General features: G+C 64.3%; 13 protein-coding genes. 7 read left to right on the top strand and 6 right to left on the bottom strand.

Annotated features, from left to right (window positions below; genetic code table 11):
- The first annotated feature begins 34 nt into the window (after window positions 1-34).
- The 4 genes from APT63_13490 to APT63_13475 all read left to right on the top strand — a co-directional run bounded on the left by APT63_13490 (window position 35) and on the right by APT63_13475 (window position 3,776).
- Window positions 35-973, top strand: a complete 939-nt coding sequence (locus APT63_13490) for a hydroxyacid dehydrogenase (protein ID AMA46549.1) — start codon at window positions 35-37, stop codon at window positions 971-973.
- Between the two features lie 76 nt (window positions 974-1,049).
- Window positions 1,050-1,388, top strand: a complete 339-nt coding sequence (locus APT63_13485) for a peptidylprolyl isomerase (protein AMA46548.1) — start codon at window positions 1,050-1,052, stop codon at window positions 1,386-1,388.
- A gap of 209 nt (window positions 1,389-1,597) precedes the next feature.
- Window positions 1,598-2,260, top strand: a complete 663-nt coding sequence (locus tag APT63_13480; protein ID AMA46547.1) for a histidine phosphatase family protein — start codon at window positions 1,598-1,600, stop codon at window positions 2,258-2,260.
- Between the two features lie 592 nt (window positions 2,261-2,852).
- Window positions 2,853-3,776, top strand: coding sequence for a methyltransferase (locus APT63_13475; GenBank protein ID AMA46546.1), 924 nt, complete (start codon window positions 2,853-2,855; stop codon window positions 3,774-3,776).
- A 12-nt stretch (window positions 3,777-3,788) separates the two neighbouring features.
- Here APT63_13475 and APT63_13470 read toward each other — a convergent pair whose 3' ends face one another.
- The 3 genes from APT63_13470 to APT63_13460 all read right to left on the bottom strand — a co-directional run bounded on the left by APT63_13470 (window position 3,789) and on the right by APT63_13460 (window position 8,036).
- Window positions 3,789-5,825: a mechanosensitive ion channel protein gene (locus APT63_13470; GenBank protein ID AMA46545.1), complete on the bottom strand. Its 2,037-nt coding sequence runs from the start codon at window positions 5,823-5,825 to the stop codon at window positions 3,789-3,791.
- 298 nt (window positions 5,826-6,123) lie between these two features.
- Window positions 6,124-7,122, bottom strand: a complete 999-nt coding sequence (locus APT63_13465; protein ID AMA46544.1) for a thiosulfate transporter subunit — start codon at window positions 7,120-7,122, stop codon at window positions 6,124-6,126.
- Between the two features lie 89 nt (window positions 7,123-7,211).
- Window positions 7,212-8,036: an ion transporter gene (locus tag APT63_13460; GenBank protein AMA46543.1), complete on the bottom strand. Its 825-nt coding sequence runs from the start codon at window positions 8,034-8,036 to the stop codon at window positions 7,212-7,214.
- A gap of 703 nt (window positions 8,037-8,739) precedes the next feature.
- On the opposite strand from APT63_13460, the gene APT63_13455 reads away from it, so the two are divergent.
- Window positions 8,740-9,138, top strand: coding sequence for a hypothetical protein (locus tag APT63_13455; GenBank protein ID AMA46542.1), 399 nt, complete (start codon window positions 8,740-8,742; stop codon window positions 9,136-9,138).
- Window positions 9,139-9,180: 42 nt separating this feature from the next.
- On the opposite strand, the gene APT63_13450 is transcribed toward APT63_13455, so the two are convergent.
- Complete coding sequence (locus APT63_13450) at window positions 9,181-9,963, bottom strand: hydroxypyruvate isomerase (GenBank protein AMA46541.1); 783 nt, start codon at window positions 9,961-9,963, stop codon at window positions 9,181-9,183.
- 247 nt (window positions 9,964-10,210) lie between these two features.
- Between APT63_13450 and APT63_13445 the strand changes: the two genes are divergently transcribed.
- Window positions 10,211-11,128: a hypothetical protein gene (locus APT63_13445; protein AMA46540.1), complete on the top strand. Its 918-nt coding sequence runs from the start codon at window positions 10,211-10,213 to the stop codon at window positions 11,126-11,128.
- A gap of 404 nt (window positions 11,129-11,532) precedes the next feature.
- Here the strand turns inward: APT63_13445 and APT63_13440 are convergent, their stop codons facing one another.
- Together APT63_13440 and APT63_13435 are read right to left on the bottom strand one after the other, a co-directional pair.
- Window positions 11,533-12,315, bottom strand: a complete 783-nt coding sequence (locus tag APT63_13440; protein AMA46539.1) for a hypothetical protein — start codon at window positions 12,313-12,315, stop codon at window positions 11,533-11,535.
- A 339-nt stretch (window positions 12,316-12,654) separates the two neighbouring features.
- Window positions 12,655-13,959 carry a guanine deaminase gene (locus APT63_13435; GenBank protein AMA46538.1) on the bottom strand — a complete coding sequence of 435 codons (1,305 nt, stop codon included), beginning with the start codon at window positions 13,957-13,959 and terminating at the stop codon, window positions 12,655-12,657.
- Between the two features lie 178 nt (window positions 13,960-14,137).
- On the opposite strand from APT63_13435, the gene APT63_13430 reads away from it, so the two are divergent.
- Window positions 14,138-14,797, top strand: coding sequence for a GntR family transcriptional regulator (locus APT63_13430; GenBank protein AMA46537.1), 660 nt, complete (start codon window positions 14,138-14,140; stop codon window positions 14,795-14,797).
- The last annotated feature ends 1 nt before the right edge of the window (window position 14,798 follow it).

Below are 14,798 nucleotides of genomic sequence, written 5' to 3'. Positions count from 1 at the left end.
GCATACTGCCGCCTCCCCTAACGCCGGAGGTGGCATGCGCAAGACGATCCTGGTACTGGTCGAAACCGTCGACGACTACCTTCCTCTGCTCGAGCAGGCCGGTTACCGGCTGCTGCGCGCGCCCACGCCGGCGTTGCGCCAGACCTTCATCGCCACCCATGCCGCGCAGATCGACGCCGTCCTGACCCGTGGCCCGTTGGGCCTGAGCGCCCAGGAAATCGCGGCGCTGCCCGTGCTGAAGATCATCTGCGTGATCGGTGCCGGTTACGAGCAGGTCGACCTGGCCGCCGCAGCGGCGCGCGGCATCACCGTGACCAACGGTGCCGGGGCCAATGCCGCCACGGTGGCCGATCATGCCCTGGCCATGCTGCTCGGTCTGCTGCGCGACATCCCTCGTGCCGACGCCAGCACCCGGCAGGGTGAATGGCGCCGTGTGATCCGCCCTTCGGTCTCCGGCAAGCGCCTGGGCGTCCTGGGCATGGGCGCGGTGGGGCAGGCCATCGCCCGGCGTGCCGCGCTGGGCTTCGACATGCCGGTGAGCTACTGCACCCGCACACGCCACGAGGATCTGCCCTACACCTGGTACGACAGCCCGCGGGCACTGGCCGCCGCCGTGGACATCCTGGTGGTGGCGACGCCCGGTGGCGCGGCCACCCGGCACCTGGTCGATGGGGCCGTGCTCGAGGCGCTGGGGCCGCAGGGCTACCTGGTCAACATCGCCCGGGCCAGCGTCGTCGACACCGACGCCCTGGTCGAGGCCCTGCGCGCGCAGACCCTGGCGGGCGCGGCGCTGGACGTGTTCGACGAGGAGCCCCAGGTGCCCGAGGCGCTCAAGACGCTCGACGGTACCCTGTTGACCCCGCACGTGGCCGGGCAGTCGCCCGAGGCGGCCCATGACACCGTCGCTTTGGTGGTGCGCAACCTGCAGGCGTTCTTCGCCGGGGAGCCGGTGCTGACCCCGGTCACGGCCTGAGCGCGCCGGTCGGCTTGCCAAACCGGTGCATTCCTGCGAAAACGGCGGCCTTTGCATCTGAAGGGACCGACAGACCATGAATGACACCGTGCAGTGCACCGATCTCGTCGAAGGCGACGGCAAGGCCGTGGTCAAGGGCGCCTTGATCACCACCCACTACACCGGCTGGCTGGCCGATGGCACCGAATTCGACGCGTCCGCTTCACGGGGCAAGCCGTTCCAGTGCGTGATCGGCACCGGGCGTGTGATCAAGGGCTGGGACCTGGGCCTGATGGGCATGCGCGTGGGCGGCAAACGCCGGTTGCAGGTGCCGGCCGCGCTGGGCTATGGCGAGCGTTCGGTCGGGCGCATCCCGCCACACTCGGACCTCACCTTCGAGATCGAATTGCTGGAAGTGCTGACCCGCGACGACTGACGGTTCGTCGGAAAACGTCGGCCAGACGCTGTCTTAAAGCCTTAATACGAAGGGATTAGGCTCGTTCGTGTTCAAGGAAGACGCCTCAGGGCTGAACCAAGTGGGCATTCTCGACTCTCACGCTCGCATCGCCGCACGGAAGCGGCCCTTGGCCTGATGCAGGAGACGGTCAGGCCGACCTTTCCCATTCGCTGAAAGAGTTATCCCCCATGACGTTACCCGCGTTTCTGCGTCGTCACCGTCTTGCATTCGCCGGTCTGCTGGCCGTCGGCCTGGCCGCGCCCGTGGCGGTCGAGGCCCTGCAAGGGCTGGACAAGCCGGTCGACGGTACCCAGACCCTGGTCTTCATGCGCCACGCCGAGAAACCCGGCGAAGGGCTCGGCCAACTCAACTGCCAAGGCCTCAATCGCGCCATCGACCTGGCGACGTTGCTGCCCGAGAAGTTCGGCAAGGCCGATTACGTGTTCGCCGCCAATCCGACCCGGCATGTGGAGGAGGGCAGCGAGGACGCCCGCTACAGCTACATCCGCCCGCTGATGACCATCAGCCCCAGCGCCATCAAGCTGGGACTGCCGGTGAACATCGACTTCGGGGCCAACGACTATGACGACCTGGCCGATGAACTGTTGAGCGACAAGTACCGCAATGCCACGGTGTACACCGCCTGGTCCAGCGGGTACCTGCCCGAGCTGATCAACACCGTCGCCGGCAAGGCGCTGGGGGAGGACCGGGTGGTGACCCAGAACTGGAAAGGGGACGATTTCGATACGCTGTACGTACTGACCCTGACCTGGCGCGATGGCAAGGCCAGCCTGCTCAGCCGCAATGTACGCCAGGGGCTCAATGGCGGCGCGCAGCGGTGTCCGACCTGAGGGGGCAAGGTTCATCCCAGGGCTGGCAGGCCAGTGCTTGACTGTCGGCCATGCGTCGGGTTTGCCACCGCCATCGCGGGCAAGCCCGCTCCCACAGGTGGCTGAGCCATCGTGCTGCTGCCTGCTTGAGATGGGTACCTGCGGGAGCTGGATTACCCGCGATGGGGCTTGTGCATTCACCTCAGGGCTGACAGGCCAGTGCTTAACTGTCGGCCATGTGTCGGGTTTGCCACCGCCATCGCGGGCAAGCCCGCTCCCACAGGTGGCTGAGCCATAGTGCTGCTGCCTGCTTGAAATGAGCACCTGTGGGAGCTGGCTTGCCAGCGATAGGGTCTGCTCAACCAACTCAAGGCTGATAGGCCAGTATTCAGCCTGCAGGTCATGGGTAGGGTTTGCTATCTGCCTGCTTGAAATGGGTACCTGTGGGAGCTGGCTTGCCAGCGATGGGGCCTGTTCATCCACCTCAGGGCCGAGTGCATGGGCCGGCTACACCTTGCGAAGACTTGGAACGGAAAAGACAGTCGCTCACGTACCGTCCCACTTCCTTCAGCCTTGCTAGAATGCACCCCCTTTTCTCAGCCGCGACCCTGCCATGTCTTCCGCTATTCACACCCTCGAGCAGCACCTGCTCGCTGCCCTCGATCCCGCGCCGTGCGAAACCCGCCGTCTGTTCCATGGCCGTGGCCGCTGCTGGCCCGACCTGGAGCAGATCACCGTCGACTGGCTGCAGGGCGTGTTGCAGGTGGGCTTGTTCCGTGAACCGCCACCCGGTCAGCTCGAAGCCCTCCAGGCCATGCTCCTGCGTCTGGCTGAGCAGCCGGTGTGGACGGGCCAGGCCATCCTGATCCAGCACCGCTACCTGTCGGACAGCCCGGCCCATTGGCTGCTGGGCGAGCCCCAGCCGCAACGGGAGGTGGTGGAGGACGGCCTGCGTTACCTGCTCGACCTGGGCGTGCGGCAGAACAGTGGGCTGTTTCTCGACATGCGCCTGGGGCGACGGTGGGTGCGCGAGCAGGCGGCAGGCCGGCGCGTGCTCAACCTGTTCGCCTACACCTGTGGGTTCTCAGTGGCGGCGATCGCCGGGGGCGCCGAGCAGGTGGTCAACCTGGACATGGCCAAGTCGGCCCTGGCACGGGGTCGGGATAACCATCGTCTCAACGGCCATGACGCCTCGAAGGTCGCCTACCTGGGCCACGAGCTGTTCAAGTCCTGGGGCAAGGTCCGCAAGTATGGGCCGTACGACCTCATCATCATCGACCCGCCGACCTTCCAGCGCGGCAGTTTCGTGCTGACCCAGGACTACGCCAAGATCCTGCGCCGACTGCCAGAGCTGCTGAGCGATGGCGGGACCGTCCTGGCCTGCGTCAACGATCCGGGCATCGGCCAGGACTTCCTGATCGACGGCATGGCCGAGCATGCGCCGACACTGCGCTTCGTCGAGCGTCTGGCCAACCCACCCGAGTTCCCAGACGCCGACCCCCAGGGCGGCCTCAAGGCGCTGGTGTTCCAGGCCTGAGGCGCAAGCCGTTCAACCCTGCGCCGCCTCTGCGCGCAGGGCAGGTGGCACGGGATAGAGCTGGGCGAAGCTGACGTCGTCGGTCTGGTCGACACGCTTTTTCAGGCGTTCGTTGAAGGCGCGGCTGACCGTGTACTGCCCGCCGGAGATGGTCCGGAATTGCGCGGTCAGCACGAAGCCGTTGAGGTCCATGCGGTCCACCCCGAAGACCTGCAACGGGCCCTGCAGATTGATCTTCAGCAAAGTGTCCTCGCTGATCGACTGCCCCACTTCGTGAATCAGCTCCAGGGCCTTGTCCACGTCGCTATCGTAGGTGAACTGCACCGAGAAGAACGCATAGGCGAACTGCCGCGACTGGTTGGTGACGGCCTTGATCTGACCGAACGGCACCGAGTGCACGAAGCCCTTGCCGTCGCGCAGACGCAGCGTGCGAATGGTCAGGCTCTCGACCGTGCCGGCGTGGCCGGAGTCCAGCACCACCCAGTCGCCGATGGCGATGGTGTCCTCGATCAGGATGAACAGCCCGGTGATCACGTCCTGCACCAGCTGCTGCGAACCGAAACCGATGGCCAGGCCGACCACCCCGGCCCCGGCCAGCAAGGGGGCGACGTTGATGCCCAGGTTGGCCATGGTGGTGATGGTGCAGATCACCACCAGGATGATCTTGATGGCGTTGCGCAGCATCGGCAGGATGGTCCGCACGCGCGTGCTCGGTTGGCGCGAGGCGCGGCGCCCTACGGCCGGTTTGAGCGCTTCCTGGATGGCCGTGTCGAGCACCACCCAGAGCAGCCAAGTCACCAGCAGGATCAGACCGATGCTGCTCAACGAATCGCTGATCGCCCGACCCAGACGGTTGCTGAGCGCGAAATCGATGACCGAAACGCCCCAGATGCGTCCGAGCAGTTCGATGAAGGTGACCGCCATGGCGATTCTCAGCACCGCGTGAGCCAGGCTGCGCAGCAGTTCCTTGTAGGGCCGTGCGCGCTGGTTGAGGTCGGTTTTGCGGGGGGTAAACAGGTGCTGCAGGACCGTGCTGAGAAACAGCGTGCCCACCAGCAGTACCGTGGTCAGCAGGGCGTTTTGCAGGGCGCGCTGGCTTTCTTCCCCGGCACCGATCAGGTGCACCGCCGACACCAGGATCATCAGCAGGATCGGCAGGTACCAGAGGTTGGAAAACACCCGCAGCGTCTCCTGCACGGCGCGGTGTTGCAGACGGTCTTTGAGGTCACGGTTGCGGATCAGGTGGGCCACCGGGCGACGCAGGCGAATCACCAGGCTGGCGAAGATCACCGTGGCCACCAGGCCCGTGCACACGGCGATGCTGTCGGTGAGGTTGCTGCCCAGCTGGCGAGCGATCTGCGGGCTGGTCAGCGCGTCGCTCCAGGCCGCCAGAAAGCCGATCATGAACAGTGGGCGCGGTGCCAGGCGCCGGATCACGCCCACGGCGGCACGTTTGTGACCGGCATCGAACAGCACGATCAGGCACAGCACGATCGAAGTGGAGAACAGCCCGCTGCTGGTGGCGTAGGCCAGGCTCAGGCCCGAGGCGCGGGCGACCGAAGGGTCCAGGTAGCGGCTGGCGTACAGCGTCAGCGGCAGGCTGGCCAACGCCGGCAGGGTAAAGGGCAGCAGGTAGCTGAGCAGCCCCTCGATGCGCGGTCGCCTGCTCAGCCAGGTGCGCCGGCGGCTACGGTGAAAGAGCCAGCGACCCACGGTGGTCAGCACGGCGAAGCTGACGACCCAGGCCAGCGTGATGAGTAGGAAGTCGCCAACCAGTCCCAGCCCGTCTTGACCGGCATGACGGTCCACCAGGCGTTCGACTTCCTTGGCCGCCCGGTCGGTGCGCAGGCGCCAGGCGTCTACCAGGTGCTCGTCCAGGTCCAGGTCATCGGCGGCAGTGTCCAGCCCGTCGGCCAGTGCCCCGAGCAGTCCACCCTGGACCACGGGTGCCGGCGCCTTGGCAGGGGCATCGGCCGGTGCCGGGTCGGCGGCCAGCAGGTGCGTGCTCAGCAAGAGACCGAACAACAGGGTGATGAATGAACGCGGCACGGGAAGACTCCTTGGACCGGTGCAGGGGACGGGTTATCCAAGGAACTGAGGGGTCAGGGTGTGGGAAAGTTCGATAAGGGGGCAGATGGATGGGTATCGGTGGTCAGCGAGGGAGGCCTCGTACTGCAGTGGACATGCCCCGTGCGGTGCTTGCTTTTGCTGCCTTGTCAGGGGCCGATCGCAGCAAAAGGGCCCCACAGGGGGCCGTGACTACCACCGCGATGGGACTACGGGTGTGGGAACGGCCCCAGTGCCGCGATCGGCCCCGCCAGGGGCCGCAAGAAAACCCCCCGCTGCCTCACTGTCCACTGTAGATCTGGTCGAACACCCCACCATCGTTGAAGTGGGTCTTCTGCACCGTGCGCCAGTCACCGAAGGTCTTCTCCACCGACAGGAAGTCCACCTTCGGGAAGCGATCGGTGTACTTGGCCAGCACCGTCGCATCACGCGGGCGCAGGTAGTTCTGCGCGGCGATCTCCTGCGCGGCCGGCGACCACAGGTACTTCAGGTACTCCTCGGCCACGGCCCGCGTGCCTTTCTTGTCCACCACCTTGTCGACCACGCTTACCGGTGGCTCGGCTTCGGCGGACACGCTTGGGTAGACCACTTCGAACTGATCACGGCCGAACTCGCGGGCGATCATCTCGGCTTCGTTCTCGAAGGTCACCAGCACGTCGCCGATCTGGTTGGTCATGAAGGTGGTGGTGGCGGCGCGCCCGCCGGTGTCGAGCACCGGTGCCTGCTTGAACAGCTTGCCGACGAAATCCCGGGCCTTGGCTTCATCGCCACCGGTCTTGAGCACGTAGCCCCAGGCCGACAGGTAGGTATAGCGACCGTTACCCGAGGTCTTGGGGTTGGGCACGATCACCTGCACGCCGTCCTTGAGCAGGTCCGGCCAGTCCTTGAGCGCCTTGGGGTTGCCCTTGCGCACGATGAACACCGTGGCCGAGGTGAACGGGGCGCTGTTGTTCGGCAGGCGGGTCACCCAGTCGTCCGGGATGAGCTTGCCATGGTCGACCAGTGCATTGATGTCGGTGGCCATGTTCATGGTGATCACGTCCGCCGGCAGGCCGTCGATGACCGCGCGGGCCTGCTTGCTCGAGCCGCCGAAGGACATCTGCACGTTGGCCTTCTCCTGGTGCTCGGCCTCCCAGTGCTTCTGGAACGCTGGGTTGTAGTCCTTGTAGAAGTCGCGCATCACGTCGTAGGAGACGTTGAGCAGGGTAGGGGCTGCCTGGGCCAGGTTGCCGAGCGCGAGGCCGGCGGCCAGCAACGATGCGCTGAAGAGTCTTTTCACGACGCGTTCCTTGTTCGAGGGAGAAGGGCGGTAGGTCTGCGACTATAGCGGTTGGCCACCGCCCTCATAAAGACCGAAACGTGCTGTGCTTAGTCGGTCTTGCGAAACAGCGCGCTGCCGCAGCGGGCGCAGAAGGCGGCGCTGTGCTCGTGCTGCGGTTTGGCGCAGCTCGGGCAGTCGTGCACCAGTTGCCCTGGGCGCATGGCACTGGCCAGCTCGGCGGTGAAGATCCCGGTGGGCACGGCGATGATCGAGTAACCGGTGATCATCACCAGCGACGACAGCACCTGGCCCAGCGGCGTGGTCGGCACGATGTCGCCGAAGCCCACCGTGGTCAGCGTCACGATCGCCCAGTAGATGCCCTTGGGAATGCTGGTGAACCCGTGCTCCGGGCCTTCGATCACGTACATCAGCGTGCCGAATACCGTGACCAGGGTCGAGACGCTGACCAGGAACACGATGATTTTCTGCTTGCTGCCCTGCAGCGCGGTCAGCAGGTAGTTGGCCTGGTTGAGGTAGGGGCCGAGCTTGAGGATCCGGAAGATCCGCAGCATGCGGATCACGCGAATGATCAGCAGGTACTGCGCGTCGCTGTAGTACAGCGCGATGATCCCCGGCACGATCGCCAGCAGGTCGACCAGGCCGTAGAAGCTGAAGGCGTAGCGCAACGGCTTGGGCGAGCAGTACAGGCGCGTCAGGTACTCGAGCAGGAAGATCGTGGTGAAGCCCCATTCGATGCCGGCCAGGACATGGGCGTAGTTGCGGTGCACCGAGTCGATGCTGTCGAGGATGACCGTGACCAGGCTGGCGAGGATGAGCAGCAGCAAGGCCTTGTCGAAACGGCGGCCGGCGGTGTTGTCGTTTTGGAAGACGACGATGTAGAGGCGTTCGCGCAAGGAGAGTGAGGGGGACATGAAAGCACAGGTTCCAAAGGCAGAACCGCAAGGCTAGAAGTGGAACAAGGTCCGTGGCAAGCGTTTCAAACCTGCAAAATCGATAGAAATGTCAGTTTCGCGGGCGCGAAGATTTCATCACGCTACAGACTCATCAACAAGGTAGGGCCCAGTCATGAAGATGAGAGACTGCACGTGGTCGAACCGTTTCTACCAGCACGGCCGTTTCGTCGCCGAATTAGGCACCAGGAACCGTCGATTGGTGTGGGCAAGTGACAGCCCACTGGTTGCTTGTGACCACCAGGCGCGACTGCTGGAAACGAACAGGGAAGGATCGCTACTTAGGCTGTCTGGCACAGGCGTGGCCCTGGCCTACACCCCTTATGGCCAGGCCAGTGGCTTGCCGCAGGATATTCCCTGTGGCTTCAATGGCCAGCAGTGGGAATACTCGATACGCGGCTATGCCTTGGGCAATGGCAGGCGCTTTTACAGTCCGGCCTTGGGGCGCTTTGTGAAGCCCGATCGATTGAGTCCGTTTTTGGAAGGCGGGCTCAATGCCTACGGGTATTGCAAAGGGGATCCTGTGAATGGAGTCGATCCCAGTGGGCAATCCCCCACCTTCTATTACAAACCCTATAAACAGCCCCAGCCGATTACACCGAATGTCGCACATTCTTCCCTGTCCGGTCTGTTCATGCGTAAACCGGCCGCTCCTCCTGGAAAAATGCGTATTGTCCCGTGGGAACTGCAGGTCGACATCAGTCCGTCCGATGTAAAACAGGCATTCCGCTCCAGCCGTTGGAATGTCTCAAGGAAAGGGGTGGACGTGCAGATTCCTTTGGACACGCTGTTCAGCGAATTGCCCGGAAGCACGCTGACCATGAGCGCCAAGGGTGTCGAGGTCACGGTTCCCACGCTCAAGGCTGCCCAGGCTGTGATAGGCAATGTCGCGACGGCCCCGGCCCCAGGAACGGCGACACTGTCCATGCCGTTGAAAACGTTGTGGCAGGCGCAGAAACAGGTTCTTTCGACAAGCACGACCATCGTGCTGGACTGGAAAACCGTAAGCGATATGGCCTATGACACGCTCGCTGAACAGTTCAAGTCGATCAGGTCGAGCTGAGCCCAGGGTCGTCCTGCTGCTCCGTCGAGGCTTTTCAGTGGTTCAAACGCAGGTCCGTGCGGTGGCCAGCCATCCCAGTCCCTCATGGGTATGCCTTCGTGGCTGGTACTCCGCGCCGATCCATCCTTGATAGCCGATCCGCTCCAGGTGCTCGAACAGAAAGCGATGATTGATCTCTCCTGTACCCGGTTCGTGACGTCCCGGCGTGTCGGCCAACTGGACGTGGCCGATACGACTCAGGTGAGTCTGAAGGGTGTGGGCCAAGTCACCTTCCATGATCTGCATGTGATAGAGGTCGTATTGCAACAACAGGTTGGCACTGCCGACCTCGGCTTGGATCGCCAGGGCCTGGGCCGTGTGGTCGAGGTAGAAGCCTGGCACATCACGGGTGTTGATCATTTCCATCAGCAGGGTGATTCCGGCGTGCTGTAACGCATCCGCCGCATAGCGCAGGTTGTCGATGAAGGTACGCTGCACCAGCGCATCGTCCAGGTTGGCTGGTCGTATCCCTGCCAGGCAGTTGACCTGCTTGGTCCCTAGCACCTTGGCGTAGGCGATGGCCGTGTGCACCCCGGCGCGGAACTCTTCGATGCGGTCCGGGTGACAGGCAATGCCCCGTTCGCCACGCGCCCAATCCCCTGCCGGCAGGTTGAACAGCACCATGGGCAGACCCTGACGGTCCAGCCGTTCACGTATCTGCTCGGCGTCGAAAGCATACGGGAACTGGCATTCGACACCGTCGAACCCGGCCTGGGCGGCGGCTTCGAAGCGAGACAGGAAGTCCACTTCGGTGAACAGTAACGTCAAGTTGGCGGCGATGCGCATCGTCTTCGTCTTCCTGTCGTGTGAAGGTTGGCGGTGGGGGAAAGCGCCGTCAGGCGAGGTAGATGCCTCGAAGCATAGGCCCTTATGGGGCGGCCTTCGAGTGCCTGGACGCCTGAGCAGAACTGTTTCGCCCACGATAGGTCTGAACGCCATCTTGTCGCACATCGTGCTGTTCCCACCGGGACATCCGTAAACACGGTCCTTCGGGAGGCATGAGGCGACAGGAATCGACTAAGGATGAAATGACATGGCGGGCAGCAGTTTTTTTGCGTTACTGGATGACATCGCGGCGCTTCTGGATGACATCTCCCTGATGAGCAAGGTGGCTGCGAAAAAGACGGCCAGTGTCCTGAGTGACGACCTGGCCGTGAATGCCGAACAGGTCACAGGCATGAAGGCCGATCGCGAATTGCCCGTGGTCTGGGCCGTCTTCAAGGGGTCGCTCAAGAACAAGGCGATCCTGGTGCCCTGTGCGCTCCTGCTCAGCGCCTTCCTCCCGGCCGCCGTCAAGTGGTTGCTCATGGCAGGCGGTGTCTACCTGTGCTACGAAGGCTACGAGGCGATAAAAGACAAGTTTTCGCGCAAGGAGTCGGGGACCCAGGAGCCGAAAAAGAAGGTCCCGCGGACTCCTGAAGCGCTCGCCGAGTACGAGAAGCGCAAGGTCAAGGGCGCCATCAAGACCGACTTCATCCTGAGCGCCGAGATCATCGTCATCACCTTGAACGTCGTGGCCGAGGCACCGCTGTATCAGCAGATCCTGACCTTGATCGTGATCGCGGTGGCGATGACCGTGGGCGTGTATGGCGTGGTGGCAGGTATCGTTCGACTCGATGATGCCGGGTTCGCGCTCGCCAAATCCAAGGCTCAAGGCCTGTGGGGCAGGGTGGTCAGGAAGGGTGGCCAGATCCTGGTGTCGGCCGCTCCTCTTTTGATGAAGGCGTTGTCGTGGATCGGGACGATCGCCATGTTTTTGGTTGGCGGGACGTTCGTGGCCGAAGGCATCGTTCCACTGGAGCACGCCGTCGAGGGCGTGGTCGCCAGCAGTGGCAGCTGGGGGGCGGTCGTCAAGATGGGCTTGTTCGGCGTGGTGGGAATCGTGTCGGGCTTCCTGGCGGCGGTAGCGGTTGGTGGCGTATCCTGGGTGCGTGAGCGCGCAGCCCGTTGATCCCAGGCCGGGCCTGTAGCTTGGGCTGCCCTGTTGATCTGACAGATCAGCAGTGCAGCCCTTGGTGAAGCTTGCCTGCGCTGCAGGCGGTGACGGGTCGGACGCTATCGCGGGCAAGCCCGCTCCCACAAGCTGCTTGTGCAGCCATGTCTACATTGACGGCTGCAGAGGTTCAGGTGGGAGATTCTATGGTTTCTGCCAAGTGCCAATGTGGGTCCTGGCGGACCCAATCGCGGCCGGTCCGGCGCCCCGGCAGGGGCCGCTCACACCCGTAGCCCCACCGCGGTGATGCAGGCCATCGCGGTTACTGTGGGAGCTGGCTTGCCAGCGATAGGGCCCTGACAGGCGCCGCATGCGGTCGGGCATGTACCGAGTAGAAAGACCGCTGCTCCCACACAGGCGCCTTAGAACTGCACCTTCACCAGCAGGCTGGCGGTGTTCTGATCGGTCTCGAAAGCGCTGCTGTCCTTGATCCCGTACTTGTTCTTCCAGTAGTCGTACTCGATCCCCACGTACAGCTGCTTCTCGCCCAGCTTCAGCGCCTTGCCCAGGTCGTACTTGATCTGCGGGTTGAAGTGCAGGTTGGCCTGGTAGGTGCCGCGACTGTTCACGTCGTTGTCGACCACCCAGTCCATGTAGCCATCGATCAGCACGTCCGAGCTGCCGACGGGAATCGTGTAGGACCAGACCGGGGTGATCTGCCAGACATTGTCGCCCGGACGGCTGCCATCGGTGGTGCGGTGGTAGAAGTTGACCTGGAACCAGTCGAAGCCCGGCACCGCCAGGTCGAAGCCAGGGCCGATCAGGTACGACTCGACGTCGCCTTCGCCGAATTCGTAGGTCATCGCCAGCAATACATCCTTGACCGGGCCGAAGGTGAGCTTCTGGTCGAAGATCTTGTTGAACGACAGGCGCGGGGTGATCTCGCCGTACAGCGTGCTGCGGCCGTTGCCCGAATCCTTCTTGCCGTTGTAGAAGATGCGGTCGACGAACACGAAGTTGTCGCCGTACTTCCAGGCATCGGCATGCTCGAAGGTGAAGGTCTGCTGGATCTCGGGGTTGACCTTGAAGTCGTGGCCGTACAGGTAGGTGAGGCTGTTGCCCTGCCACTGCAGCAGGTCGCCGGCAAGGCTGGTGCCGGTGGTCAGCAGGCCGGCGGCCAGTAGCAGGCTCTGGGAGATGCGCATTGCGAAGGAAGCTCCGGGTGTCAATGTCGGCGTTGGCGGCCGTATCGTTAGGGTGTGCACGCAGGCGCCTGGCCAGGCACTCGGGCAGGAAGCGGCCGAGTCCTGGCAGGTGACAGGATGCAGAGGTGTCGAAGGTTTCGAGCGTCAGCGCGGCGCGCCTGCAAGCCAGGCTGCTCGAAGGGCGCGCAGGTTACTGGCTTGTCGAATGAAGCTCAAGCCTTCGATGAGGCCGGTACGCCTCAATAAGCTGAACGATCGATCAGGTTCGGTGCACGTTCCGTACCTTTTCGACGGCCGCCTGACTGTTGACGATGGATCCCGAGGACCTTGTGTCGCACGTTACCGGCGATGCACGCACCGCCCGGCGGCATAGGTCTCCCGCACCACCCGGTCATCCCCCAGCGTCGTCAGCACGAACAGCGTTTCCTCGATGCTGCGCGACTGTTGCAGGCGGTAGTCGAGCAGCGGCGTGGCCTTGTAGTCCAGCACCACGAAGTCCGCGTCGTGGCCCGGCGCCAGGCTGCCGATGCGCTCTTCCAGACGCAGGGCGCGGGCGCCTCCGAGGGTCGCCAGGTACAGCGACTTGAACGGGTGCAGGCGCACGTCCTGCAGCTGCATCACCTTGTAGGCTTCGTTGAGGGTCGCCAGCAGCGAGAAGCTGGTGCCGGCGCCCACGTCGGTGCCCAACCCCACGCGCACGCCGAAACGCTCGGCCTGGGGCAGGTTGAACAGGCCGCTGCCGAGGAACAGGTTCGAGGTCGGGCAGAAGGCCACGGCCGAGCCGGTTTCCGCCAGGCGCTGGCATTCGGCGTCGCACAGGTGCACGCCGTGGGCGAACACCGAGCGCTCGCCCAGCAGGCGGTAATGGTCGTAGACATCCAGGTAGCCGTTGCGCTCGGGGTACAGCGCCTTGACCCAGTCGATCTCCTTGAGGTTCTCGGACAGGTGCGTGTGCAGGTAAACCCCAGGGTGTTCCTCGAGCAAGCAGCCAGCGGCGGCCAGTTGCTCCGGCGTGCTGGTGGGGGCAAAGCGGGGCGTCACGGCGTAGTGCAGGCGGCCCTTGCCGTGCCAGCGCTCGATCAGCGCCTTGCTGTCCCGGTAGCTGCTGTCGGCCGTGTCGGTCAGGTAGTCCGGGGCGTTGCGGTCCATCATCACCTTGCCGGCGATCAGCCGCAGGTCGAGGCGTTCGGCCTCCTCGAACAGGGCGTCCACCGACTCAGGGTGCACGCTGCCGAACACCAGGGCCGTGGTGGTGCCGTTGCGCAGCAGCTCGCCGAGGAACCGCTTGGCCACCTCGTCGGCGTGGGCCTTGTCGGCGAACTGCCGCTCGCAAGGGAAGGTGTAGGTCTCGAGCCAGTCGAGCAGCTGTTCACCGTAGGAACCGATCATGCCGGTCTGTGGGAAGTGAATATGGGTGTCGATGAAGCCGGGGGTGATCAGGGCGTCGGTGTAGGTGACCACCTCGGTGTCCGGTGCCAGGGTCGGCAACAGCTCGGTCGCTGGGCCGACAGCGGTGATCCGGCCGTCGTCGACCACCAGCAGGCCATCGTCGAAATAGGCGTAGGACGCGTCCAGGCCGACCTCGCTGGGGTCGGCCAGGCTGTAGAGAATGGCGGCGCGGTAGGCGGTGCGGGGTGTGCTCATGCGGCTCTCGTCTGTCAGAAAAGGTGCGGCGTCGTAGGCCCTGTCCTCAGACGGAGCAGGGCACGTTCGACGCGGGCCATGGGCAAGCGTACCAGACCCGCAACGGCTCGCGCCGCCGGGCATCAAGTGCGCTACAATTGCGCCCCTTCGCCCAGCCCCATGACCCTTAAGGACCCCCATGACGTTCAAGGCGCCGGACAGCCTCTGCGAACAGATCGCCCGCCACCTGGCCGAACGGATCATCCGTGGCGAACTCGCGCCTGGCGAGCGCATCCAGGAACAGAAGGTCACCCAGGCCCTGAACGTCAGCCGTGGCTCGGTGCGCGAGGCGCTGCTGATCCTCGAGCGGCGGCACCTGGTGGCCATCCTGCCGCGTCGCGGCGCCCATGTGACCGTGCTGGACGCCCACAGCGTGCGCAGCCTGTGCCACATGATGAGTGAGCTGTACATCCTGCTGGGCAACGCCGTGGCCGCCCGCTGGCGCACCGACAGCGACCTGCTGCCGTTCCTGGCGGTCCAGCAACGGCTGGTGCAGGCGTGCGCCCGTGGCGACATCGAGGCGTTCGTCGCCGACAGTTTCGCGGTGATGCGCACGGCCTATCCGTTCGCCGACAACCTCTACCTGCAAGAGACCGCCGAGAACCTGCAGCCGGCCATGAGCCGCGCCTACCACCTGGCGCTCGCGCAGCGCCAGGCGAGCATGGCCGATTTCGTCCAGCTGTTCGACGATCTGCTCGATGCCGTGCTGCGACGTGACACGGCGCGTATCCGCGAGGTGCTGGTGACCTACTGCACGCGCAGTGGCGACCTGGTCATCGCTGCCCTGGCTGCGGGTTGAT

The organism is Pseudomonas monteilii, from assembly GCA_001534745.1.
GTDB lineage: Bacteria > Pseudomonadota > Gammaproteobacteria > Pseudomonadales > Pseudomonadaceae > Aquipseudomonas > Aquipseudomonas alabamensis.
This window is presented reverse-complemented; position numbering and strand designations above follow the sequence as displayed.

Coding starts and splice junctions, on each gene's coding strand:
- APT63_13475 (AMA46546.1), top strand. CDS start 2,853: ATGTCTTCCGCTATTCACACCCTCGAGCAGCACCTGCTCGCTGCCCTC.
- APT63_13435 (AMA46538.1), bottom strand. CDS start 13,959: ATGAGCACACCCCGCACCGCCTACCGCGCCGCCATTCTCTACAGCCTG.
- APT63_13460 (AMA46543.1), bottom strand. CDS start 8,036: ATGTCCCCCTCACTCTCCTTGCGCGAACGCCTCTACATCGTCGTCTTC.
- APT63_13450 (AMA46541.1), bottom strand. CDS start 9,963: ATGCGCATCGCCGCCAACTTGACGTTACTGTTCACCGAAGTGGACTTC.
- APT63_13440 (AMA46539.1), bottom strand. CDS start 12,315: ATGCGCATCTCCCAGAGCCTGCTACTGGCCGCCGGCCTGCTGACCACC.
- APT63_13455 (AMA46542.1), top strand. CDS start 8,740: ATGCGTATTGTCCCGTGGGAACTGCAGGTCGACATCAGTCCGTCCGAT.
- APT63_13445 (AMA46540.1), top strand. CDS start 10,211: ATGGCGGGCAGCAGTTTTTTTGCGTTACTGGATGACATCGCGGCGCTT.
- APT63_13430 (AMA46537.1), top strand. CDS start 14,138: ATGACGTTCAAGGCGCCGGACAGCCTCTGCGAACAGATCGCCCGCCAC.
- APT63_13480 (AMA46547.1), top strand. CDS start 1,598: ATGACGTTACCCGCGTTTCTGCGTCGTCACCGTCTTGCATTCGCCGGT.
- APT63_13490 (AMA46549.1), top strand. CDS start 35: ATGCGCAAGACGATCCTGGTACTGGTCGAAACCGTCGACGACTACCTT.
- APT63_13485 (AMA46548.1), top strand. CDS start 1,050: ATGAATGACACCGTGCAGTGCACCGATCTCGTCGAAGGCGACGGCAAG.